Raw genomic sequence first — 22327 nt, 5'->3', positions numbered from 1 at the left:
GTTGCGATCCTTAGCGGGTCACGGCGACGCGAACGGCGCCCAGTTCGGAAGAGCCCGAGGCGTTGGCCGTGTTCGGCCCGCCCCAGCGGAAAGGTACGCGGACGACTTCGCGGCCACCCAGTTCGCGGGCGGCTTCGACAACGATGGTGTAGTTGCCAGCGGGCAGGTTACGCAGGCGCGAAGCCGGTACAGTCACAGTGTGGCGGCCCGGAGCCTTGGTCGGGCCAGAAACGCCATCGGCGGGCAGGGTCATGGAGCGGCCACCCTTGCGCCACCAGGTACGCATGTCCTTCAGCCAGTCCTTGCCGTCACCCTCGTTGTTGCGGGTCTGCTGGTACCAAACGGCCAGCGTCTGGCGCAGGGACTGGTCGGGGTTTTCAATCCACACCGCGACATAGGGACGGTGATAGGAGGCACCGCCGACGCGCGGCAGGTCCACGGTCACCGACAGGGTGTTGGCAAAGGCCGGAGCCGCTGCGGCCGTCAGGGTCGCGGTGGTCAGGACGAGAGGAAGCTTACGCATGGGTGTGTACTCGTCAGTGGATGAAAACTAGGGCGATAACGACGGGGATCACGAGGCCCAGCGCGACCAGCGGCCACGAGGACGGGCGGCTGCGGGCGTGGAACCACACCAGCGCCAGACCGGTGACGGTGAAGATCACACAGGCCACGGCAAAAACATCGATGAACCAGTACCAGACGGTGCCGCTGTTCCGGCCCTTGTGCAGGTCGTTCAGATAGGCGATCGCGCCACGCGTGGTCTTTTCATAGACGGCCTCGCCGGTGGTGCGGTCCAGCGTCATCCATGCATCGCCGCCGGGCATGGGCAGGGCGACATAGATTTCCTCGGCGGTCGTCTCGGTGGGCTTGCCCGCGATGTTGACGTCAAACGCGTCCTTGGCCCAGCGGACCATGACATCGGGGGCCGGATCGGTTGTCTCGTCGGGGAAGTCGGCCAGACGCGCCACCAGCGGCGCGGGCATCTCGGCGGTGGTTTCCTTCACCACGGGTTTGGCCGGAATCTGGGCCGCGTGGTTCAGGGTGATGCCAGTGATCGCGAACAGCATCATGCCGACAAGGCTGACGGCCGCCGAAATCCAGTGCCAGCTGTGCAACTGCTTCAGCCAGAAGGAACGGCGCGCGTTCACCGCTGCCGTCGGGCGCGGTGCTGCGGATTTGGACGTATCAGCATTCTCGGTCACGCATCGGGCTTGCCACATATTGCGAACGAGTTGCAATACTAAATTGCAAATGGGCGGGGCATAAGTCCGCCCTGTGGAGTGTAGAATTACAGCCTTTGCAGCAGTTCGGCGGCGTACTGCGACAAGGTGTCGTCCCGCGCACCCATCACCAGAATGCGGTCACCGGCCTTGGCCAGTTCGACAATCCGATCGGCGCACAGGTCGCGGGTAGCCAGCGCCTCGGCCTGACGACCGGCTTGGCGAACGCCCTCGGCAATGTCCCCTGAACTGACCGAGCGGTCGGTGGTGCCGCCGTAATAGACAGGCTCGGGCATCACCAGCACATCGTCGGGCTTCAACAGCGTGGCGAAGGTGTCGATAAACTCCTGCCTCATCAGCTTCAGCGGGCCAAAGCCGTGCGGCTGGAACATCACCAGCAGACGCCCGTCAAAGGCGTGCAGGGTTTTCAGCGTGGCGGAAATCTTGTCGGGGTTGTGGGCAAAGTCGTCGATGACAGTGATGCCCTTGGCCGAGGTGCCGACCGTCTCCAGGCGGCGGCGGATACCCTCAAAGCTCTCCAGTGCCGTGGCCGCCTCGTCGATGCCCACGTCCAGAGCATTGGCGGCGGCGATGGCGGCGATGGCATTGGCGACATTGTGCGCACCGGGCACCTTCAGGGTGACGGTGCGGGACTGTCCGGCTGCGACCAGTTCAAAGCGGATGCCGTCGGCCAGCGGCTGGATAGCGCGGGCCGTGATGTCGGCCTCGGCCTCACCGAGGGTGAAGGTGCGGACCTTGGTCTCGCCGCTGTCGGCGAGCTGTTGGGCCAGTGCGGCGGTCTCGGTATTGTCGAGGTTCAGCACTGCCGTATCGGCACGGCGCACGAAGCCGCCGAACAGGTCGCGCAGTTCTTCCATCGACTTGTGGTCGAGCGAGATGTTCGACACCACGGCGACCGTCGCATTGTAGCGGGCGATAGAGCCGTCGGATTCATCGACCTCGGCGACAAAGGTGTCGTTCCCGCCGACAAGGGCCGAGGCGAAGGGCTGGTCGTCGGTGACGAAATTCTTCATCACCGCCCCGTTCACGACCGTCGGCCTATGTCCGGTCTGGTGCAGGATCCACGCGACCATGCCGGTGATGGTGGACTTGCCGCTGGTTCCCGCCACGCCGACCGAGATCGGGCTGGCGTTGAACAGCTGGCTGAGGAACTGCGGGCGGGTCAGGATGGTGGCCCCGACGCGCTTGGCCGCGGCGATATCGGGCACGGTGTCCTCGATGGCACCCGATGCGATGACCGTCTGGTCGGCGGACGTCACGCCCGATCCGTCCTGTGCGAACAGGCCCACGCCGTGGGCGCGCAGCCAGTCAAACTTCTCGGGCGTGCGGCCCTGATCCAGCGCGCGGTCCGATCCGCTGATGCGGTGTCCCTGCGACTGGACGATGAGGGCCAGCGGCATCATGCCCGAGCCGCCGATGCCACAGAAATAATAGTCTTTGTTCATCGGCTTGATTTTGATGCACGAAAACGGGGAATGTCAGATTGTCTGACTAGCACTTCAGACGCCCGAGGCCAGCCCCGACCAATGCATTCTCCGACTTTCCGTATCGGCGTGGTCAACGCCAGTTCCCGACTTGCCCCCGAACGCGGGCAGGCAATCAGCGACTGGGCGGCCCGTATGTGGCCCGATGGCGAGGTCGAACTGGTGATGCATCCGTCCCTGTATGAGGTGCACGGCCATTTCGGCGGTGATGATGCAACGCGCGCTCAGGCTCTGATCGACTATGCCAACGATCCTTCGCTGGACGCGATCTGGTTCGCGCGTGGCGGCTATGGCTCGTGCCGGATCGCCGAGGCGGTCATTCCGCACCTGAACCACCACGCCCGCGCCAAACGCTATCTGGGCTATTCGGATGTCGGGACGCTGCTGGCGGCCTTCTACAAGCACGGTATCGGCACGGTGGCCCATGGGCCGATGGCGGCGGACGGTTCGCGTAATGACGAAACAGGCCTGCGGGCGGTGAACTGGCTGCGAACGGGCGACACCACGTCCTTAGAGCCCAGCCTGCTGTCCGATCCGCGTCCGGCGGTGGCCTTTAACCTGACCATCCTTGACCAACTGGTCGGTACGCCGGTCGAGCCGGACCTGAGCGGCCATGTGATTATGGTCGAAGAGGTGTCGGAGGCCATGTACCGGATCGACCGGATGATGTTCCACCTGACGGGGCAGGCCTCCATCCGTAAATGCGCGGGCCTGCGTATGGGCCGCGCTTCGGACGTGACCGAGAACGATCCCGACTTCGGCATGAGCGCCGAGGAGATCGCCCGTCACTGGTGCGAGCGTGCGGGTATTGAATATCTGGGCAGCGCCGATATCGGGCACGACCGCGACAACAAGGTGGTGCCGTTCGGCCCCCGCTGATTAACCCTTGAGGACGATAGCGTCCTGACGGGCCTCGAACGCGGACAGCCGCCCAAGGAAGCTCATCCCCAAAAGCGGGGCGGGCAGGTCGTGATCGATCACCATGGCATCCACGTCCTCGATCCGCACGCCGGCAATGGCGATGCTGCGAAGGCGGACAGGCGCGGCCTTCACCGGACCCGCAGCGGTGGTGAGCGTATGCGAGAACTCGCTCTCTTGCGGCATGACGCCCAGACGGCGCGCGTCGCGACGGCCGAGGGTTACAAGGCTGGCACCGGTATCGACCAGCATCCGCGTGCGTCGGCCATCAATGCTGGCCTCGGCCCAGTAGTGACCGTCCGCCGCGCGTAGAATGGCCGGCGCAGCAATGGCCGACGTCGCATTTTCCGGCACGCTGACCGGTGCGGTCAGCACAACAGGGCCGACCGGATCATCTGCGCTGTAGGCCATACGCAAGGCACCGACACACCCCAGAGAGGTGATGGCGGCGGCCAGAAAAACGACCAGAGATCGGGAATCGATGCGGATCATGGGGGTGATCCTGACAGTTGGGGGTTCCCATGTTGTGAACCGACGTGGCGAACAAAAGGTTGACGCCGGATCACTGTTCGCCGCGAAGCGCAGGATCAATTCGCGAGGCCCTGAGGGGCAGGATCGCCATCAGCCGCTGGCGTTCCGGCTCGGGAAGGCGGCTCCACTGGGCGATTTCCTGAAGCGTCCTGTAACACCCCAGACACAGGCCGGACTTGCCGTCGACCGTGCACACCATGATGCACGGCGAGGATACAGCGGCGGGCGGTTTTGACGGGGTATCGGACATCGTGATCCGCCTTATCGTAAAAATTTATGACAGATGAACGACATATAGTCCGGGTTCAGACTAATTTCGGTTGACAAGCGCAACCATTGGTATATATGGAACGCATTGACACGAACTGACTTCACAGGGTGAGAGTCCCAAAAAGCAAGCGTGTCTTTCTTTCTCGTTCAACGAAAGGAAGGCGCTCAAATGAACGATAAAAACCGTAAACTTCAGCACGCCATGATGTCTTTTGCATTGTTTGGCGGCATGTTTGTAAACACCAAGCACGTCAACGGCGCGGGCGATCGCGTGATCAGCCACCCGTCGAATTTTGTGCCCATCCGGATCAACAAGGCGCGCGCGTAGTCGCGAGACCATTGATCCAATGTTCGAACCCCGGTCATCAGGCCGGGGTTTTGTCATTTCAGGGGCTTGGCCCCTTGCCCTCTGGACGCGGCTATCCCAAACCTGCGCGACCGTCGGTTTTGAGGAGAGTTAAGGCGTGGCCCTGATCCAAGAACAGCGCGAAGGCGCGATCCTTGTCTGGACGTTTACCCGGCCCGAGCGGCTGAATGCCCTGCCGGACCTGACCGACGGCGACGAGATCGCGGCCCTGTGCGAGCGGGCCAATGCCGACCCCAGCGTCAGCTGCGTGGTCCTGACGGGCGAGGGCAGGGCCTTTTCCGCGGGCGGTGACCTGAAGGCGATGAAGGACCGCCGCGACCTGTTTGAAGGCTCGGGCGCGGCCATCCGCGAACGCTACCGCCGCGTGGTGCATCGCATCGTGCGCGCCCTTTATGGGCTGGAGGTGCCGCTGGTGACGGCGGTGAACGGTCCGGCCATGGGGCTGGGCTGTGACATCGCGGGCCTCGGCGACATCCGCATCGCGTCGGACAAGGCCAGCTTCGGCATTCCTTTCATGAAGCTGGGCATTATTCCGGGCGATGGCGGCTCGTGGCTGCTGCCGCGGAATGTCGGCTATAACCGCGCCGCTGAAATGCTGTTCACGGCCCGCAGCATCGATGCCGAGACGGCGGACAAATGGGGTCTGGTCAATCGTGTCGTCCCGCACGACAGCCTGATGGACGAAGCCATGGCCACCGCCCGCCAGATCGCGGGCCAGCCGCCGCAGGCGCTGCGTATGGGCAAGACCCTGCTGCGTCAGGGGCGCGACATGAATTTCGACCAGATGCTGGAAATGAGCGCCGCCATGCAGGCGCTGGCCCATCTGACCGAAGACCACATCGAAGGCGTCACCGCCGTCCTCGAAAAGCGCCCCGGCCAGTTCTCGGGCCGCTAAGGGCCTATTGCGGGACGGTACCCACGGCCTTTCGCCGCGCGGTATCGGCCCGCAGTTCCGCCTCGGCGGCTTGGGCCAGCGCAGCCGGATCGAGCGCGGCAGGATCAAAGCCATCCGCCAGCCCTAGCCGCGCCATCAGGGCCGCGATCACCTTTCCGTTGGCATAGGAATGGGCTTCCTCCGGATCTCCCGAGCGGTTTCTCAGGAAGCGTCCGACAATATTGCCGCCCGTCTCGCGGGCCATCGCCAATTCCGTCAGCTTGGCGCGGTATTCCAACTCCCATGACTTGAGGTCGGGGAAGGTCTCATAGTCCGCGAAATGCTGGGTTTCGTGGGCGAGATAGTTGATCTCGAAATTCTCGTCCTCCAGCGAGCTATAGGCGGGAACGATGGCGTAAAGCCCTTCGGTCTTGGCCCATCCCCCTGTGCTGGAGCGCTCGCAGGTCATGAAGCTGCTCCAGCCACGGCTGGCAAAGTCGTCCAGATAGAAGACCGTGACCCGATGCGGGCCTTCGGGCAGGGCCACCTCATGCGTCTTTTCGGTCTGGCTGTTCCACAGCATCAGTTCCAGCAGACGACCCGTACGTCCGCCCAGCGCATGGCCCCCTTCGGATTCGATACGTGCGATGACGGCTTCCTCGACCTCGCCAGCCTCCGTCGGCGCATCCGGCCCGAGCAAGGCCGACAGTTGTTGGATCAGCTGCTGTTCGATCTCTTCGCGGCGCGAGGGATCGAGAGACGCGGCCAGCCAATAGGATTGGTAGGCGGCCAGCGCCCTGTCAGCAAAGGAGGCAGAGGCCGGAAGGTCCGCAACTCGCGGTGTACCCAACCGATCCGCCACGCAGGTTCGCCACGCGCGATCGGTCTCGGACAGATTATCGGGAGAGAGCGCCCGTAGTCCTGCAAGGGCTTGGGGCCCATCGGCCTGAAGCAAGGCCCCGTTGATCGACAGGATTGCGGCCTTGGCCTCTGGCGTCGTCTGGGCCGGAGCCTCGCCGGCCACAACTCCCAAACCCCATAAGGCGACAGCGGCGGCCAGCAAGCTCATCTCTCTTTTGTCCCAGTATTAGCGGCGGGCCGGAGCCTGCATGGCGCGGCCAGCGGGAACGCCGTTGGAGGTGGGGCGCGGGGCGCCGGCGGTTTCGCCCGGCTTCATGAATTTCACCAGCACGCGCTGGCCGATCAGCAGCGGGGCGTCACCGACGTCGACGACCACTTCGACGACGCGCTCGTCGGTGCGTTGCGACGGATCGTCCGAGGCCAGTTTGCGGGCACCGAAGACGGCGGCGCGTCGCAGTACCTTGCCGACATAAACCTTGGACGGATCGCTTTCCGGCGTCACCTCGACCTGCTGGTCGGTGGTCACGTTGGGGATGTCGGCCTCGACGATTTCAGCGCGGGCAATGCGCGGGGCTTCCGGCTCCAGATCGAACATGTTCGACACGTTCAGGGTCGAGGCACCGGCACCCGGATTGGCATAGCGGCGGACGATGCGACCGTTGGCGGGGGCGCGGATGACGGTCAGTTCGACGTTATAGGCGGCTTGGTCACGGCGGGCGCGGTTGGTTTCGACCACGGCCTGTTGCGAGGCATAGCGCGCGCGGGCGGTGGCCACGGCGTCGCGGGCCTGATCCAGACGCTGGGCGGCAACGAAGTTGGTGGCGGCCAGTTGCTCCATGCGGGCCAGCTCGCGCTCGGCGGCACGGATATCGACCTGAATCTGGTTCAGCTGGCTCTGGGCGCTGGCCAGATCGGCATTGGCGGTTTGCAGCGACAGGCGCGGCTCATCGTCTTCCTGACGGGCCAGAATCTGGCCTTCGGTGACCATATCGCCTTCCTGCACATAGACGGCACGGACCACGCCGCCGCGACGGGCCGCGATCTGGATGATGCCGCCCTCGACGTCGATCTTGCCGTTGGCGATGGCCGCATAGGGGCTCTCGACCTTGACGGCGGCCTGCTTGGCCTGTTCGGCCTTCTTGGCCTTGGCACTGCTGAACGCCATGAAGCCGGCGACCAGCAGGACGACGAGGACCAGACCGATCCAGAGCCATTTGTTTTTCAGAAAGGCGGGCATTTGGGTTGGTTCCAGAAAGAAAATCAGTGCGAGGCCAGAGCGGCGTCAGGATTGGGAATGCGACGCTGGTCATCGATGATGACCCCGTCTTCGATATGGATCACGCGGTCGGCCCAGGCTTCGAGGCGCGGGTCGTGGGTCACGCAGATGACGGCGGCCCCGTGTTCGGTCGCGGCGCGGCGCAGCAGGCGGATCACGATCTGGCCGTTCTCGCCGTCCAGCGCCGAGGTCGGCTCGTCCGCGAACAGGATCTGCGGGTCCTTGGCGAGGGCGCGGGCGATGGCGACGCGCTGTTTTTCACCGCCCGACAGGGCGGCGGGGCGCAGGTTCAGGCGGTGGCCCAGACCCACTTCCTCCAGCGCCAGCTTGGCGCGGGCCTTGGCCGCGTCGGGCGACAGGCCCTGATATTTCAGGACGGTGGTCACCTGTTGCAGCGCCGTCAGCGACGGGAACAGATTGAAGCCCTGAAAGATAAAGCCGCAGTGCTCCAGACGGAATTTGTCGATCTGGCCGCCCGACAGCTTCCATAGGCTGGGCTTGTCCAGCGCCGCGACCGTGCCTTCATCAGGGCGCAACAGTCCCGACAGGGCGGCGATCAGCGTCGACTTGCCCGAGCCCGACGGCCCCATGATCATGGTCAGGTCGCCGTGCTTGGCGTCGATGTCGACGCTTTTCAGCACCTCGATCATGCCGCGGCCGGACTTGTAGCGTTTGACGATGCCCTTGGCCTCGATGGCGGCGTCGCCGTGTTTTCCGTGGGATTTCGTAATCATCGCAGCAGGTCCGCCGGTTGGCTCTTTTTCAGGATGCCCATCGACAGCACGCCGGAGAGCATGGCGATACCGATCAGGAAGGCCCCGACAATCATCAGAAGCACAGGGTGCAGCACAATCAGCACCGCGCCCGCCTTTGCCAGCACCGACAGGCCCCACGTCAGGACAATGGCTGCCAGTACGCCGACAATGCCGACCCAGAAGCTGAGCTCGATCACAATGCGGCGCAGGCTGCCCATGCCGACGCCCAAGGCGCGCAGCGAGGCGAACTCCTTGATATTGGCCATGATGGCACCGCGCAGGGTTTGCCAGGTAATGGCCACACCGATGATCAGGCCCAGCACCGCACAACCGGCCACGATGATGACGAGGATGCCTTCCTCGAACAGGGCGGTGGCGTTGGCATCGGCCAACTGCTGACGGGTCCACACCTTCCACTGGCCCTTGCCCATTTCGTCCAACTGGGCCGCCACAATGGCGGCGCGGGCAGGGTTCTTGAGCTTGATCATCAGCGGCCCGACGCGGGGTCCGGTATCGGCCTGTCCCATCATGCGCAGGGTGTCGCGGCTCATGACGATGGTCGGCTGCATCATGCTGGGGTAACCGCGCAGCACGCCGACAACCGTCACGGTCTTGCCGTTATAGAGCGCCTTGTCACCCAGCTTCACGCCCAGCTTGGGCAGGGTCGTCTCGTCCATCGCCACCGTATAGGGTTGGCGCAGAGCATCGATCAGCTCTTGGGAATAGTCGATCGGGATGGTCACGGCACCGGGCGTGGTGTCGATGATCTGGGTCGAGACCCAGTTCATTTTCGGAGCCCCCTGACGCGCGCGATCGGCCTGCGACATGGTCGGGTCCACGTCCTTGACCGACTGGAAGCTGCCGCCCGCCATATCGAAGGGTTGGACCTCCTCGATCTCCGGATGGTTGTACACTTGCGGGATGAAGCGGCGCGGAACGCCCGACGGGCCGCCGAACAGGCTCTTGGCCCCCGGTTGCATGACAATCAGGTCGGCGCTGGAACGCTCGATCTGGGCGGTGAAGCCCTTGCCGATGCCCAGAAAGACCCCGGTCATGGCCAGAACCAGCAGGCCGGACAGGGCAAGCGCCATAACGGCGGCCATGTATCTGCGCCACTCGAACAGCAGCGTGGATAGTGCAAGGGACATACGGTGACAGACCTCAGTAATATGAGCACTGTCTGGCGGCTGTCGCGTGATTGGCCAAGTTAAATCGGGTTAAGGCAGCGGCGACCGCCCACAACCTCAGGCAATAAAGGCTTGGTACGGCTGGCAAGGTGTGGTTCACCAACCCCCTGAGAGTGAAACCGACACGTCGCGGGGCGCAGGGTCTTGTGGCGGTCGCAAGAGGGAGCCCCCTATGTCTCTTCGTCGTAATGTTACGTTCTCGGCCTCGCTGGCCGTCCTCGGCATGGCCGTCGCCATGGTCAGTGTTCCGGCTGGCACCGCGCGCGCCGAAGAGGGCATGTGGACGTTCGACAACTTCCCGACCCAGACCGTCAACCAGACCTATGGCACCCGTATCGATCAGGCCTGGCTGGATCGCGTGCGCGAGTCGGCTGTGCGCCTGCAGGGCTGCTCGGCCTCGTTCGTGTCGGGCGAGGGCCTGATCCTGACCAACCACCACTGTGTGGTGTCGTGCGTGCAGGACCTGTCGACCGCCGAGAACGACTACGTCAAGAACGGTTGGCTGACCGCTACCCGCGAGGAAGAGCGCAAATGCCCGGGCCAGACCGCCGAGGTCCTGACCGAAATCGTGGATGTGACGGACCGCGTTCTGGGTGCTGGTGCCGGTCTTGAAGGCGGTGCCTTCGTCCGCGCCCGCTCGGCTGAAATCGATGCCATCCAGAAGGAAGCCTGCGGCGACGATCCCAAGCGCACCTGCCAGGTGATCAGCTTCTATCGCGGTGGTCAGTACAAGCTCTACAAGTTTAAGAAGTACGATGACGTCCGTCTGGTGTTCGCACCGGAATTCCAGGCCGCCTTCTTTGGTGGCGACCCCGACAATTTCAACTTCCCGCGCTACGCTCTCGATGCCGCCTTCCTGCGTGCCTATGAGGACGGCAAGCCGGTGGCCTCGCCGGTCCACCTGAAGTGGAACGCCGATGCGCCGAAGGAAGGCGATGCCGTCTTCGTCGCCGGTAACCCGGGCACCACCCAGCGTCTGCTGACCGTTTCGCAGCTGTCGCAACTGCGTGACCAGCAACTGCCGATCACCCTGATCCAGTCGTCGGAACTGCGCGGTCGTCTGACCGAATACGCCACCACTTCTGAAGAAGCCCGCCGCGTTTCGGTGGACCCGATCTTTGGCCTCGAGAACAGCTTCAAGGTCTATTACGGTCAGGTCGGTGCGCTGACCGATCCGAACTTCTTCGGCAAGAAGGTGGCCGAGGAAACCGAGCTGCGCGAGCGCGTGGCCGCCGATCCGGCGCTGGCCGAGCGCATTGGTAATCCGTGGGCCGACATGGACGCGGTTGTCGCCACCCAGCGTCGCCTCTACCTGCCGTACCGCCAGCTGGAAGCGGCTGCGGGCCAGCGTTCGTCGCTGTATTCCTATGCCCGTTCGATCGTCCGCGCCTCCAAGGAACGCGCCAAGGAAGCCGGTGAGCGCCGCGCCGGTTACTCCGACGCCGACATCGCCGCCATGGGTCGTCGCCTGTCGCAGGAAGTGCCGATCGCAAATGACGTCGAGCGCATCGCCCTCAGCTTCTGGCTGACCAAGACCCGCGAATACCTGACCGCCGACCACCCGCAGGTGAAGGCCCTGATCGGTGCCGAGAACCCCGAGGAACTGGCCACCCGTCTGGTCACCGGCACGCGTCTGGCCGATCCGGCCTTCCGCGCCGAGGCCCTGAACTGGACGCCGGAACAGATCGCCGCTTCGGACGACGCCCTGCTGAAATTCGTTCTGGCCAACGATGACGCCGCACAGGCCATCCGCGCCCAGTATGAAGCCGAGGTTTCGGGTCCGTCGGCCCGCGCCGCCGAAAAGATCGCCCAGGCCCGCTTCGCCGTTTACGGCACCAACCTGTATCCGGATGCGACCTTCTCCTTGCGTCTGTCGTACGGCTCGGTGAAGGGCTGGACCGAAGGCGACAAGACCATCACTCCGTTCACCAACATCGGTGGCCTGTACGAACGCCAGACCGGCGCATCGCCCTATGATGCCTCGGAGCGTTTCATGGCCGCGCGTGACCGCGTGAACAAGGATGCGGTCTATGACTTCGTCTCGACCAACGACATCATCGGCGGCAACTCCGGCTCGCCGGTGATCAATGCCAATGGCGAAGTCATCGGTGCCGCCTTCGACGGCAACATCCACTCGCTGGGTGGTTCGTTCGGCTATGACGGCGAACTGAACCGCACGGTTTCGGTCTCGACCTCGGCCATCACCGAGGCCCTGCGTACCGTCTACAACCAGCCGCACCTGCTGCGCGAACTGGGCGTACGCCGCTAAACACTGACCGACAGCGTCACGATTGCGGGAGGGGGTTGCCATTGGCAGCCCCCTCTTGTCTTTTCAGCGCAATTCACGAGGGACCCCCTTATGCGCCATCTCGCATTCTTTGCTTCTGCTGCTGTTCTCGCATTCGCCGCCTCTGCGGCTCCGGCCTCGGCCGAGGAGGGCATGTGGACCTATGACAACTTCCCGATTGCCAAGGCCAATGAACAGCTGGGCACCAATATCGATCAGGGCTTTCTCGATCACCTGCGCCTGTCGTCGGTGAAGTTCGGCGGCTGCTCGGCGGGTCTGATCTCGGGCGAAGGCCTGATCATGACCAACAACCACTGCGTCGCCACCTGTGTCGCCAACCTGTCGACCCCGCAAAAGCAATATGCCGAGACGGGCTTCCTGCCGCGCTCGCGCGAGGAAGAAGAGAAGTGCCAGGGCTCGACCGCCGAGATCCTGACCGACATCACCGATGTGACCGAGCGCGTGAACAAGGCCGCCGAGGGCCTCGAAGGTCAGGCCTTTACCCGCGCCAAGGAGGCCGAGGCCGCCCGCATCGAAAGCGAAGCCTGCGGCAATGATCCCAAGGTCCGCTGTCAGGTCGTCAGCCTTTATCGCGGCGGCCAGTTCAAGCTGTACAAGTTCCGCAAATATGACGACGTGCGTCTGGCATGGGCACCGGAAGACCGTGCGGCGACCTTTGGCGGCGATCTCGATAATTTCTCCTTCCCGCGCTACGCCATCGATGCGGCCTTCATCCGCGTGTACGAAGACGGCAAGCCGGCCCTGACCCCGACCCACTTCAAGTGGAACGGCGAGCGTCCGGTCGAGGGCACGCCCATCTTCCTGTCGGGTAACCCCGGCTCGACCCAGCGCCTGCTAACGCAGGCCCAGCTGATGACCATCCGCGACGTGGTCCTGCCGATGGACCAGCTGATCGCGTCCGAACTGCGTGGTCGCCTGATCCGCTATTCGGAAGAGGGCGAGGAACAGGCCTTCATCGCCATGGACCCGATCGTGGGCATCGAGAACACCTATAAGCGTGGCCGTGGCCGCATGGCCGCCCTGATCGATCCGGCCTTCATGGCTATGAAGGCCGAGGCCGAGGCCGACTTCCGTGCCCGTGCGACCTCGCAGGAGCCGTGGCTCGCGCTGGAAGCGGTCCAGCCGATTGCCCGTGAACTCTATGCCCCGATGGCGCTGCTGGAAGGCGGCACCGGTATGGGCACGACCTCGGTCGCCGGTGGCTCCAACCTGTTCAGCTATGCCCGCACCCTGGTCCGTGCCGCGCAGGAACGGGCCAAGCCCTCTGCGGAACGCCTGCCGGAATATTCCGACAGCCGCCTGAGCGGTGTTCAGGCGCGTCTCTTCGCCGAGCGTCCGACCTATCCGGAACTGGAGCAGATCCGTCTGGAATGGTGGCTGTCCAAGACCCGTGAATGGCTGACGGTTGACAGCCCCTACATGGCGGCCCTGCTGGGCAAGGAAAGCCCCGAAGGTGTGTCGGCCCGTCTGGTCGAAGGCTCGAAACTGGCCGATCCGGCTGTACGCCGCGCCCTGTGGGAAGGCGGTCTTGAGGCGATCATGGCGTCGGATGATCCGATGATCCAATACGCTCTGCGCGTCGATGCCGACGCCCGCGCCATCCGCAGCGACTGGGAAAACTGCGTGCAGGCCCCGACCGACAAGGCGTCGGAGCAACTGTCCGCCGCCCGTTTCGCGGCCTATGGCGATGCTGTGTATCCGGACGCCACCGGCACCCTGCGCCTGACCTATGGTAAGATCGAGGGCTCGGATGTTCCGGGCCAGCGTTTCGGGGCCTTCACCACCTTCTCGGGCCTGTGGGACCGCGCGACGGGGGCCGAGCCGTTCGTCACCACCCCGCGCCTGCAAGCCGCCAAGGACCGGATCGACCCGAATGCGGTCATGAACATGACGGTCTCGACCGACACCATCGGCGGCTCGTCGGGCTCGCCGGTGCTGAACGCCAAGGGCGAGATCGTCGGTGCCAACTTCGACTCCACCGTCCTTAGCCAGCGCAACGCCTATGGCTATGACCGCAACACCAACCGCAGCGTGATCGTTACGACGCAAGCCGTAACGGTAGCCCTGCGCGATGTGTACCAGATGGATCACCTGCTCGAAGAGCTGGGCGTCCGTTAAGGGGACAGGTTTGGGTAAGTTGCATTTCCGTCCGGCTGAACTGTCGGACGTCAGTGCCCTGCATAGTCTGGTCGAGAGTGCCTATCGCGGCACCTCGGCCAAGGCGGGCTGGACGCACGAGGCCGATCTTCTGGACGGCCAGAGAACCGACAGGGAAGAGCTGGAAGAAATCATCGCCGACCCGTCGCGTCAGCTTCTGCTGGCCTATGACGGTGAAGCGCTGGTAGGCACGGTCTGCATCGAGAAGAAGGACGACGAGCGGTCCTATCTGGGCATGCTGACGGTCGATCCTCAGCGCCAGTCCGGTGGTCTGGGCCGCCAGTTGATCGCGGCAGCAGAGGCTGTGGCCAAAAACCAGTTTGGGGCGCGGGTAATGGAGATGACCGTCATCGCCCAGCGGCCCGAACTGGTCGCCTATTATGAGCGCCGCGGCTATGGCCAGACGTCCGAGACACGGCCCTTCCCGATGGATGATCCGCGCTTTGGCCTGCCCAAGCGGACCGATCTCTACTTTGTGGTCATGGAAAAGGCGCTGGCATAAGCCAGCGCCTTAATCATTTCAGCGAATGAAGCGGGACCCTTACAGGTCCTGCATCTGCTTCTTGGCCGCCATGAAATACTGCAGGCCGGTCCAGATGGTGGCGAGTGCCGCCAGCCAGATCAGGATGTCAGCAAACAGCTGGAAGTGGGCCAGATAGTCCAGCGGCAGACCAAAACCGTCCCAGTTGCGGGCGAACAGTTGGCAGCCCAAAGCCACCATCTGCAGGGTCGTCTTCCACTTGGCGGCCAGCGTCACCGGCAGGGTGATACGGCCCGCCATGGTTTCGCGCAGGGCCGAAACGGCAAACTCGCGGAACAGGATCAAACCGCAGGGGATGATGATCTGTTGCACCGATCCGGACGTCAGAACGCCCAGAATGGCGCCGGTGACCAGGATCTTGTCGGCTATCGGGTCAAGGATGGCCCCCCAACGGGTGGTCGCATTCCATTTGCGGGCCAGATAGCCGTCGATCCAGTCGGTCGATGCCGCGATGACAAAGATCCAGAAGCCGATGCGGTACATGGCAAACTGGTCGTCGGGGCTGAGCATCGGCGAGATGAGCGGCCAGCCGCTGGTGGCACCGGCCAGCAGCAGGAACATCACCACCCCGGCAGCCAAACGGATGGCGGTCAGGATGTTGGGGATGGGGTTGGGCTTGTGGGCAGTCGCCATGGAATATTCCGTCTATGAGCCGCTTTGTGTGCCACGCTTTGCGGGCAGAAGCGAGGCCGTGCCGTTTTCGACGACACGGCCCTCGGCTCAGTCCTGAGCCAGCGGCTCGAAACGCTCGCCGTCTCCGGCGCGGGTCAGCACGCCGTCGGCAATGCCGAAATGCAGGCCGACCAGCTTCAGTTCACCCGAGGCTTCGCGCTCGGCGATCCACGGGAAGGTGCGCAGGTTTTCCAGCGACAGCTTGACGATGGCTTCCTCGGCCACGCGCTCGACCTGATCGGCCGGATAGGATTCGCAGACGCGCTTCACGGTCGGCGCACCTTGCTCGACCCACGGCAGGACGAAGTCGCGGCAGCTGTCCGGCGTGCCGTGGATCATGGCATTCACGCCGCCACAGCCCGCATGGCCCATGACCACAATCTGCTTCACGCCCAGAACCTTGACGCCGAACTCCAGCGCGGCAGACACGCCGTGCATCTTGCCATCGGGCTCGTACGGCGGGACCAGATTGGCCACGTTGCGCACGACAAACAGCTCGCCCGGTGCCGTGTCGAAGATCAGGGCAGGGTCGGCGCGACTGTCGGAACAGGCGACGATCAGGGTGTGCGGCTTCTGGCCCTTAACGGCCAGTTGCTCGTATTCAGCTCTCTTGGAGGGCCAGCGGTCCTCGCGGAAGCGACGGTAACCTTGGGTGAGCTTGGTAATCATGAGACGGTTCCTTGCAGCAGGCTGAGCCCCACTTCAACCCGCCAAAGGTCGTTTTGTTACCGATGGAAGAAGGCATGGATACGCTCGGCCAGGGCCTGACTGACGCCGTCCACCTTCACCAGATCGGCCACAGAGGCGCGTGAGACGCCCTTGGCCGAGCCGAAGGCGTGGAGCAGCGCCTTCTTGCGTCCTGGCCCGACGCCGTCGATCTCGTCGAGCGGATTCTTCTTGATGTCCATGCTGCGACGCTTGGCGTGCGCGCCATTGGCAAAGCGGTGGGCCTCGTCGCGCAGGCGCTGGATGTAATAAAGGGCAGGGGACTTGAGCGGCAGCATGAAGGGCCGCTTGCCCCGCATGAAGAAATGCTCCTTGCCCGCGTCACGGTCTGGGCCCTTGGCCACGCCCACGGCGGTGATGTCCGACAGGCCGTATTCGTCCAGCATGGCCAGAACCTCGGTCAGCTGGCCCGCGCCACCGTCGATCAGCAGCAGGTCGGGACGCTCGGTCTCCTCGCCCGCTTCCTCTTCCTTCACCAGACGGCCAAAGCGGCGGCGCATCACCTCGCGCATCATGCCGTAATCGTCGCCGGGGGTAAGGTCTTCGCCGCGAATGTTGAACTTGCGGTACTGGTTCTTGCGGAAGCCTTCAGGCCCCGCCACCACCATGCCGCCTACGGCATTGGTGCCCTGAATATGGGCATTGTCGTAGATCTCGATCCGCTCCGGGCGGCTTTCCAGACCGAAGGCCTCGCACACCTCGTCGAGGATTTTCGACTGGGCCGAGTTCTCCGCCAGCTTGCGGCCCAGTGCCTCGCGGGCATTGGTCAGGGCGTGGTCGATGAGGCTCTTTTTGTTGCCGCGCTTGGGCTGGGTGATCTCGACCTTGTGCTCGGCCTTCATAGAGAAGGCTTCTTCGAGCAGTTCCAACTCCAGCGGGCGGATGTTCGACAGGATCAGGCGCGGAACCGGCTTGTCCTCATAGAACTGGGCCAGAAACGCCGACAGGACGGTGCCTTCATCGTCGCTGCGGTCCACGCGCGGGAAATAGGCGCGCCCGCCCCAGTTCTGGCCCGCGCGGTAGAAGAAGACCTGCACACAGGCCTGACCTCCATCCAGGTGCACGGCAAAGACGTCGGCCTCGGCCACACCGTCGGCGTTGACGGATGTTTCCATGGCGATGGTCGACAGGGCGCGGATGCGGTCGCGCACGCGAGCGGCGTGTTCAAACTCCATGGCATCGGACGCCGCCTGCATCTCTTCGGACAGGCGGTTGATGACCGCCCGCGACTTGCCGCGCAGGAAGGCCTCGGCCTCGTTGACCAGCGTGCCATAGTCCTCAAGGCTGATCTCGCCGGTACAGGGGGCCGAGCAACGCTTGATCTGATAGAGCATGCACGGACGTGTGCGGCTCTCGTAGACGCTGTCGGTACAGTTCCTGAGCAGGAAGGCCTTCTGCAGGGTGTTCAGCGTGTTGTTGACCGCCCAGGTCGAGGCGAAGGGGCCGAAATAGTCGCCCGGAATCGTGTGCGCACCGCGATGCTTGCGGACCTGTGGCGCGCGATGGTCGCGCCGGATCATCAGCTCGGCGAACGACTTGTCGTCGCGCAGTAGCACGTTGAAGCGGGGCTTCAGCTTCTTGATATAGCTGGCTTCCAGCAGCAGGGCTTCGGTCTCGGAAGCTGTGACGACCAGCTGCATGGAGCGGGTCAGGCTGACCATCAGGCCGATGCGTTGGGTGTGGAAACGGCCCTGCGCATATTGGATGACGCGCTTCTTCAGCGACTTGGCCTTGCCCACATAGAGGCACGACCCGTCCTCGCCATACATGCGATAGACGCCCGGTTTGTCGGGGGCGCGGCTGGCCTCGTCGGCGATCAGCGCGGCGGCCTGCAGGGGGATGGGGGCGTCGGTGGGCTCGGTCATCCCCTCCGATATAGGCTCAGCCGCGACGGACCAAAAGCACGCCGCCCACGATCAGAGCGATTCCGCCGATGCGGGCCAGACTGATAGGCTGGGCTGTGGTGCCAAATGCGCCGTAGTGGTCCAGCACGACGCTGATGGCCAGTTGGGCTGCGACGACGAGCGTCATAGTGGTGGCAACGCCCAGACGCGGAACGGCCCACGCAATACTGGTGACGAACAGGCAGCCATAAAGCCCGCCCAGCCAGCCCCACCACGGAATGGATCGCACGGCCTGCCCCTCGGGTTTGATGTGCAGGGTTAAGGCCAGCAGTCCCAAGGCCATCGTGCCGATGATGAAGGATACGAAGGCCCCGTTCACGACCGAGCCCAGCCCGGCCGACAATCGCGCATTACTGGGACCCTGAATGGCCGTCAGGCCACCCGCCACAACCAGAAGCACCATTGCGAGAAGCGGACCATTCATCATCAATCACCAATCAGGAGAGGAAGGCGCGTATCCCATGAACTCGGCGATGCGGGCACGGGTGGCTTTAGTCGTATCATCAGGCAGGGCGTCGGGGGCGAACCAGCCTGTCTCGGCGATCTCGCCATGGCTTGTGCGCTCGCCGACTTCGAAACGGTCAATGTGAAACACCGCGACGTGATCGCCCGGAAAGAATCGCTCGTTGGAATGGAGGGACAGGAGCCGAGGCTCGCTCTTGGCAATTATGCCGGCTTCCTCGCGCAACTCGCGGACGACGGCCTTGTGGGTGGTCTCGCCACGATCGACCCCGCCGCCGGGCAGCCACCAGCCATGAAGATAGGTGTGCTTCACCAGCAGGATCCGCCCTTGATCGTCCGTGGTTATGGCCCGCACCCCCAGCGTCATCCCGCGGTTCATCCGCGACCATAAAAAGAACAGCGGACGGGTAAAAGGCTCGATGCGAGTGCGCCAAGTGGTCATAGCGCGACGATAGGACGTGTAGGGGTGGCTTGAACAGTGGTCGGTGTGCCTCTATTCGGGGGAGAAACAGGGAGAACTCCAATGGTCGCCATCGCCACCATCTTTGCCTTCATCGCCGTCATCGCCGCTGTGAACTTCTACGAGTTCGGCCGCATTGACTGATATCGGCTCGGGGGCCGGTGTTGCCGACTGGCGCACCGCCCCGGATCAGGTGCGGGTTTTCCTCAAGGATGTGGTCGTTGACCTCAGTGTCGGACTGCACCCGTGGGAGCGCCATCCAGAGCGCCCGACGCGACTTGTGATCAATGTCGAGATGTTCGCCGACTGGCCTTTGCCGGACGGTGGCTTCATCAACTATGACCATGTGCGTAACCGCATTCTTGGCTGGGCCGGACGGCCCCATGTCGAGCTTCTGGAAGCTCTGGCCGAAGAACTGGTCTCGGCCTGTTTTGAACTGCCGCAGGTGCAGGCCTGCCGCGTTCAGGTCGCCAAGCCGCAGGTCTTCAACGAAGCGGCCGGTGCGGGCGTCGAACTGTTCCGCCGCAGACCCCAATCATGACTGGCAAGGTCGTCCTGATTACCGGGGCGGCCCGCCGCGTGGGGGCGATGCTGGCACAGGGCTTGGCTGCCGACGGGTGGACGGTCGCGCTTCATCACCGCAGCGGAGCCGACGAAGCCGAGCGCCTCGCCGCCGAGATCGTGGCCAAGGGCGGCAAAGCCTCGACATTTTACGCCGACCTATCCGACGAGCCGAGCCGTGGCGCTCTGATCGATACGGTGGTAGCGCAGCTCGGGCAGATCGATGCCCTGATCAACAATGCATCCCTGTTTGAGTACGACACGCTCGACCGCTTGGAGCCGGAGCGCTGGAACGCGCATCTGGCGGCCAATCTGACGGCGCCGGTCTTCCTAATCCGCGATTTTGCGCGGGCCGTGGAAAAGGCGGGCAGCGAGGGCGCGGTGGTCAATGTGCTGGACCACAAGCTGGTCGCGGCCAATCCGGACTTCCTGTCCTATACGGCTGGCAAGGCCGGTCTGGGGGCGCTGACGGCGTCGCTGGCGCTGGGGCTGGCCCCGCGTATTCGGATCAATGCGGTGTCGCCCGGTTTGATCCTGCGCAGCGGTGACCAGACCGAGGAAGAATATGAAAAGGCGTGGTCCGATACGCCGCTGGGCCGTGGCACGAGCCTTGACGATATGCTGGCCACGGTGCGGTTCCTGCTGACGACCAAGGGCATCACGGGGCAGATTATTACGGTCGATGGGGGCGAACATCTGCGCCCGCGTGGTCGGGATGTGGCCTTTGATCCGGCGCTGAAAGCCTGAAAGTCGAACTTTACTTCGCTTTTCGTACAGTGTTGATGCGCGATCCCCTGTTAGCGCCTATATGGGCCGCTGCCCCTATCGTTGATTGAAGTCCTGAATGCCTGCTGTCCGTTTCACCCGCCGCTTTTCGATGGCGCACCGGCTGATTGCCGATGCGGCGTCCAAGTGTGCCGTGCCGCACGGGCATAATGAGTTCGTGTCGGTGACGCTGGAGCCGCTGGCCGAGATCGACTTTGGCAACGCCAACTATGCCGCCAGCTTCGAGCGATTGAAGACGCGCTGGCATGGCTTTGTGGATCGCAGTCTGGACCATGCGTTCCAGTTGAACAGCACCGATCCGCTGCTGGCCTATTTCAAAGAGCATGAGCCGCAGCGCCTGAAGCAGGTGCTGGTGGTGGATGGCGATCCGACGACCGAGGCCTTGGTCATCGCCCTGTGGCGCAAGCTGGAAGCCATCATCGCCGCCGAAGGCCTGCCGTTCCGTCTGGCCGAACTGGCTATCGAGGAAACGCCGACCAATACGGTGTTGGCGCGCGGCCTGACCGAGGCCGAGCGTGCGTGGCCGCTGGCGGGATGGTGCGACCGTGCCGACAACAGCATCAATGACATTTTGCCGCCGGAGACGTGGGCATGACCGTGACCCCGCTGCCCGTCGCGGGCAACTTGCCGCGCCGTCTGGGCATGACTGTGCATGTCCGCGGGCTGGAGGTTCAGGCGGGTATCGGCGTCTATGATCACGAAAAGGGTCGGCTGCAGACTCTGGTGATCGATGTCGAGCTGGATCTGGGCGCGGCTCCGGTGCGGGAACTGGCCGATACGCTGGATTATGATGGCGTAGCGCGCATCGTGCGTTCGCTGGCGGATGGCGAGCATATCGAGTTGGTCGAGACTTTTGCCGAGCGGATCGCGCTGGGCTGTATGGCTGACGCCCGCGTTCTGGGCGTGCGGGTCAAGGTTGATAAGCCGGGCGCCATTCCGGGAGCGGCGGCCGCCGGTTGCGAGGTTTCCTACGCGCGGTGATTGCGCCCGTAGGTGTCTGAGGGCATTGTCGGCGGGTACGCGCCCAGGGAGTAGTGCATGTCCATCCGGGAAGAAATGCGAGAGTTCAGCCGTCGTGGGCCGATTGTTGACCGGATCGGTCTGTCGGCGACCTATGCGCTGATCCTGCTGGCGGTGCCGACCTTTGGTGTGGCGGCAGTGATTGGTTTGGCCAGTGTGCTGTGGGGCTCGGAGCCCGAGGACGAGCTGGGCCGCAATCACCGGATTTATCAGAAGCGGACGCTGTTGGTCGCCTTGGGTGCCATCATTGTGGGGGCCTTGTCGATCATCGTGAACGTGGGCGTGTTCGTCCTGTTTGTGGGCCTTGTCTGGACGCTGGTTCGCGGGATGCGGGGGCTGAAGGCACTGCAGCATGGTCAACTGGTGGCCAATCCGAAGGGCTGGCTCTAAGTGGCCGGAACATCGGGCGGCTCCGGTAGTTTGCTTTTTGGGCCAGACCGGAGACGAGCCGATGGATTTTAGAGACGTCACTGCCGCGCAGCGGTTCGAGCAGGGTTTTGCCGACGCGGGCGGCGAGACGAAGCTTGTCTTTGCCGACTATGCGGTGCGCGGGAAGACGCGGGTGATCCTGCATGTCGAGGCCGATCCCGATCTGCGGGGCTCGGGGGCGGCGGGGCAGTTCATGCAGGCGCTGGCCGAGCATGCGCGCAGCGAGGGGCTGAAGCTGTCGCCGCATTGCGGCTATGCGCGGGCGTGGCTGTCGCGGCACCCGCAGTACCGCGACGTCACCGAGTTTTAAGCGCGTTTCTTCAGATTGTGGTGCGGTGGACGATGTGTTTGATCGTCTCGGCCTTTGAGGGCAGGTCCTCGGACAGGCGGCTGGCGATCTCGCGCGCGCCGACGGGGTAGGCGTCGCCGCCCTCGGCGATCTCACGGGCCATGCTGGCGGCTTTGAGCAAGGCTTCCTCGAGCGCCTCGACCTGTTCCAGAGCCAGGGCGGCACTCTCCACTTCATCCAGTTCCACC

26 protein-coding genes and 1 pseudogene are annotated in these 22327 nt (G+C 63.9%); 12 read left to right on the top strand and 15 right to left on the bottom strand.

The window, feature by feature from the left end; translation table 11 throughout:
• Positions 1–10 precede the first annotated feature (10 nt).
• From Q0Y42_RS03215 to Q0Y42_RS03205, 3 genes are all read right to left on the bottom strand, one after another.
• Positions 11–523, bottom strand: coding sequence for a DUF2271 domain-containing protein (locus Q0Y42_RS03215; RefSeq protein ID WP_297800122.1), 513 nt, complete (start codon positions 521–523; stop codon positions 11–13).
• A 13-nt stretch (positions 524–536) separates the two neighbouring features.
• Complete coding sequence (locus tag Q0Y42_RS03210) at positions 537–1202, bottom strand: PepSY-associated TM helix domain-containing protein (protein ID WP_297800119.1); 666 nt, start codon at positions 1200–1202, stop codon at positions 537–539.
• An 86-nt stretch (positions 1203–1288) separates the two neighbouring features.
• Entirely contained in the window at positions 1289–2686 is a 1398-nt protein-coding gene (locus Q0Y42_RS03205) for a Mur ligase family protein (RefSeq protein WP_297800117.1), read from the bottom strand.
• Positions 2687–2767: 81 nt separating this feature from the next.
• Between Q0Y42_RS03205 and Q0Y42_RS03200 the strand changes: the two genes are divergently transcribed.
• Positions 2768–3604 carry an LD-carboxypeptidase gene (locus Q0Y42_RS03200; protein ID WP_297800114.1) on the top strand — a complete coding sequence of 279 codons (837 nt, stop codon included), beginning with the start codon at positions 2768–2770 and terminating at the stop codon, positions 3602–3604.
• Here Q0Y42_RS03200 and Q0Y42_RS03195 read toward each other — a convergent pair whose 3' ends face one another.
• A complete protein-coding gene (locus Q0Y42_RS03195; protein ID WP_297800112.1) occupies positions 3605–4135 on the bottom strand; it encodes a TIGR02281 family clan AA aspartic protease in 531 nt (176 codons plus the stop codon). It abuts the gene before it with no gap.
• Between the two features lie 70 nt (positions 4136–4205).
• Complete coding sequence (locus tag Q0Y42_RS03190) at positions 4206–4424, bottom strand: DUF1289 domain-containing protein (protein ID WP_297800110.1); 219 nt, start codon at positions 4422–4424, stop codon at positions 4206–4208.
• Positions 4425–4613: 189 nt separating this feature from the next.
• On the opposite strand from Q0Y42_RS03190, the gene Q0Y42_RS03185 reads away from it, so the two are divergent.
• Both Q0Y42_RS03185 and Q0Y42_RS03180 read left to right on the top strand, forming a co-directional pair.
• Complete coding sequence (locus tag Q0Y42_RS03185) at positions 4614–4772, top strand: hypothetical protein (RefSeq protein WP_242914469.1); 159 nt, start codon at positions 4614–4616, stop codon at positions 4770–4772.
• A 136-nt stretch (positions 4773–4908) separates the two neighbouring features.
• Positions 4909–5706: a crotonase/enoyl-CoA hydratase family protein gene (locus Q0Y42_RS03180; protein ID WP_297800103.1), complete on the top strand. Its 798-nt coding sequence runs from the start codon at positions 4909–4911 to the stop codon at positions 5704–5706.
• Positions 5707–5710: 4 nt separating this feature from the next.
• On the opposite strand, the gene Q0Y42_RS03175 is transcribed toward Q0Y42_RS03180, so the two are convergent.
• Genes Q0Y42_RS03175 through Q0Y42_RS03160 form a run of 4 tightly spaced genes read right to left on the bottom strand, consistent with a single transcriptional unit; the run spans position 5711 to position 9725 of the window.
• Positions 5711–6754 (bottom strand): hypothetical protein, encoded by a 1044-nt coding sequence (locus Q0Y42_RS03175; RefSeq protein ID WP_297800101.1) that lies wholly within the window; start codon positions 6752–6754, stop codon positions 5711–5713.
• Positions 6755–6772: 18 nt separating this feature from the next.
• The gene (locus tag Q0Y42_RS03170) at positions 6773–7783 is read right to left on the bottom strand and encodes an HlyD family efflux transporter periplasmic adaptor subunit (RefSeq protein ID WP_297800099.1); all 1011 of its coding nucleotides are present in this window, start codon (positions 7781–7783) and stop codon (positions 6773–6775) included.
• Positions 7784–7806: 23 nt separating this feature from the next.
• Complete coding sequence (locus tag Q0Y42_RS03165; RefSeq protein ID WP_297800096.1) at positions 7807–8556, bottom strand: ABC transporter ATP-binding protein; 750 nt, start codon at positions 8554–8556, stop codon at positions 7807–7809.
• Entirely contained in the window at positions 8553–9725 is a 1173-nt protein-coding gene (locus Q0Y42_RS03160; protein ID WP_297800093.1) for an ABC transporter permease, read from the bottom strand. Before Q0Y42_RS03160 ends, Q0Y42_RS03165 begins: the two co-directional genes overlap by 4 nt.
• 211 nt (positions 9726–9936) lie before the next feature.
• Here Q0Y42_RS03160 and Q0Y42_RS03155 point away from each other — a divergent pair, with 211 nt between their 5' ends.
• The 3 genes from Q0Y42_RS03155 to Q0Y42_RS03145 all read left to right on the top strand — a co-directional run bounded on the left by Q0Y42_RS03155 (position 9937) and on the right by Q0Y42_RS03145 (position 14731).
• Complete coding sequence (locus Q0Y42_RS03155) at positions 9937–12033, top strand: S46 family peptidase (RefSeq protein ID WP_297800091.1); 2097 nt, start codon at positions 9937–9939, stop codon at positions 12031–12033.
• A gap of 90 nt (positions 12034–12123) precedes the next feature.
• On the top strand, positions 12124–14190 hold the full coding sequence (locus Q0Y42_RS03150) for a S46 family peptidase (protein ID WP_297800089.1): 2067 nt from the start codon (positions 12124–12126) through the stop codon (positions 14188–14190).
• A 10-nt stretch (positions 14191–14200) separates the two neighbouring features.
• The gene (locus Q0Y42_RS03145) at positions 14201–14731 is read left to right on the top strand and encodes a GNAT family N-acetyltransferase (RefSeq protein WP_297800087.1); all 531 of its coding nucleotides are present in this window, start codon (positions 14201–14203) and stop codon (positions 14729–14731) included.
• Positions 14732–14770: 39 nt separating this feature from the next.
• Here Q0Y42_RS03145 and pgsA read toward each other — a convergent pair whose 3' ends face one another.
• The 5 genes from pgsA to Q0Y42_RS03120 form a co-directional block, all read right to left on the bottom strand.
• Entirely contained in the window at positions 14771–15403 is a 633-nt protein-coding gene (pgsA, locus tag Q0Y42_RS03140) for a CDP-diacylglycerol--glycerol-3-phosphate 3-phosphatidyltransferase (RefSeq protein ID WP_297800085.1), read from the bottom strand.
• Positions 15404–15490: 87 nt separating this feature from the next.
• Complete coding sequence (locus Q0Y42_RS03135) at positions 15491–16111, bottom strand: carbonic anhydrase (RefSeq protein ID WP_297800084.1); 621 nt, start codon at positions 16109–16111, stop codon at positions 15491–15493.
• Between the two features lie 56 nt (positions 16112–16167).
• Positions 16168–18033, bottom strand: a complete 1866-nt coding sequence (gene uvrC, locus Q0Y42_RS03130; protein ID WP_297800082.1) for an excinuclease ABC subunit UvrC — start codon at positions 18031–18033, stop codon at positions 16168–16170.
• A 16-nt stretch (positions 18034–18049) separates the two neighbouring features.
• Entirely contained in the window at positions 18050–18496 is a 447-nt protein-coding gene (locus Q0Y42_RS03125) for a DMT family transporter (protein WP_297800079.1), read from the bottom strand.
• Positions 18497–18502: 6 nt separating this feature from the next.
• Positions 18503–18976, bottom strand: a complete 474-nt coding sequence (locus Q0Y42_RS03120; protein WP_297800077.1) for an NUDIX domain-containing protein — start codon at positions 18974–18976, stop codon at positions 18503–18505.
• A 154-nt stretch (positions 18977–19130) separates the two neighbouring features.
• Here Q0Y42_RS03120 and Q0Y42_RS03115 point away from each other — a divergent pair, with 154 nt between their 5' ends.
• The 6 genes from Q0Y42_RS03115 to Q0Y42_RS03090 all read left to right on the top strand — a co-directional run bounded on the left by Q0Y42_RS03115 (position 19131) and on the right by Q0Y42_RS03090 (position 22100).
• Entirely contained in the window at positions 19131–19535 is a 405-nt protein-coding gene (locus Q0Y42_RS03115) for a dihydroneopterin aldolase (protein WP_297800075.1), read from the top strand.
• Positions 19532–20302: an SDR family oxidoreductase gene (locus Q0Y42_RS03110; RefSeq protein WP_297800073.1), complete on the top strand. Its 771-nt coding sequence runs from the start codon at positions 19532–19534 to the stop codon at positions 20300–20302. Before Q0Y42_RS03115 ends, Q0Y42_RS03110 begins: the two co-directional genes overlap by 4 nt.
• Before the next feature lie 97 nt (positions 20303–20399).
• The gene (locus Q0Y42_RS03105; protein ID WP_297800071.1) at positions 20400–20936 is read left to right on the top strand and encodes a 6-carboxytetrahydropterin synthase; all 537 of its coding nucleotides are present in this window, start codon (positions 20400–20402) and stop codon (positions 20934–20936) included.
• Positions 20933–21322 (top strand): dihydroneopterin aldolase, encoded by a 390-nt coding sequence (gene folB, locus Q0Y42_RS03100; RefSeq protein ID WP_297800069.1) that lies wholly within the window; start codon positions 20933–20935, stop codon positions 21320–21322. Before Q0Y42_RS03105 ends, folB begins: the two co-directional genes overlap by 4 nt.
• A 57-nt stretch (positions 21323–21379) precedes the next feature.
• The gene (locus tag Q0Y42_RS03095; protein ID WP_297800067.1) at positions 21380–21751 is read left to right on the top strand and encodes a serine/threonine protein kinase; all 372 of its coding nucleotides are present in this window, start codon (positions 21380–21382) and stop codon (positions 21749–21751) included.
• Positions 21752–21812: 61 nt separating this feature from the next.
• Positions 21813–22100, top strand: a complete 288-nt coding sequence (locus Q0Y42_RS03090; RefSeq protein WP_297800064.1) for a GNAT family N-acetyltransferase — start codon at positions 21813–21815, stop codon at positions 22098–22100.
• A 10-nt stretch (positions 22101–22110) separates the two neighbouring features.
• On the opposite strand, the pseudogene Q0Y42_RS03085 reads toward Q0Y42_RS03090, so the two are convergent.
• A pseudogene (locus tag Q0Y42_RS03085) lies at positions 22111–22327 on the bottom strand (hypothetical protein); the annotation flags it as partial.

The organism is uncultured Brevundimonas sp. (genome assembly GCF_947305955.1).
In the GTDB taxonomy this organism is placed as follows: domain Bacteria; phylum Pseudomonadota; class Alphaproteobacteria; order Caulobacterales; family Caulobacteraceae; genus Brevundimonas.
This window is presented reverse-complemented; position numbering and strand designations above follow the sequence as displayed.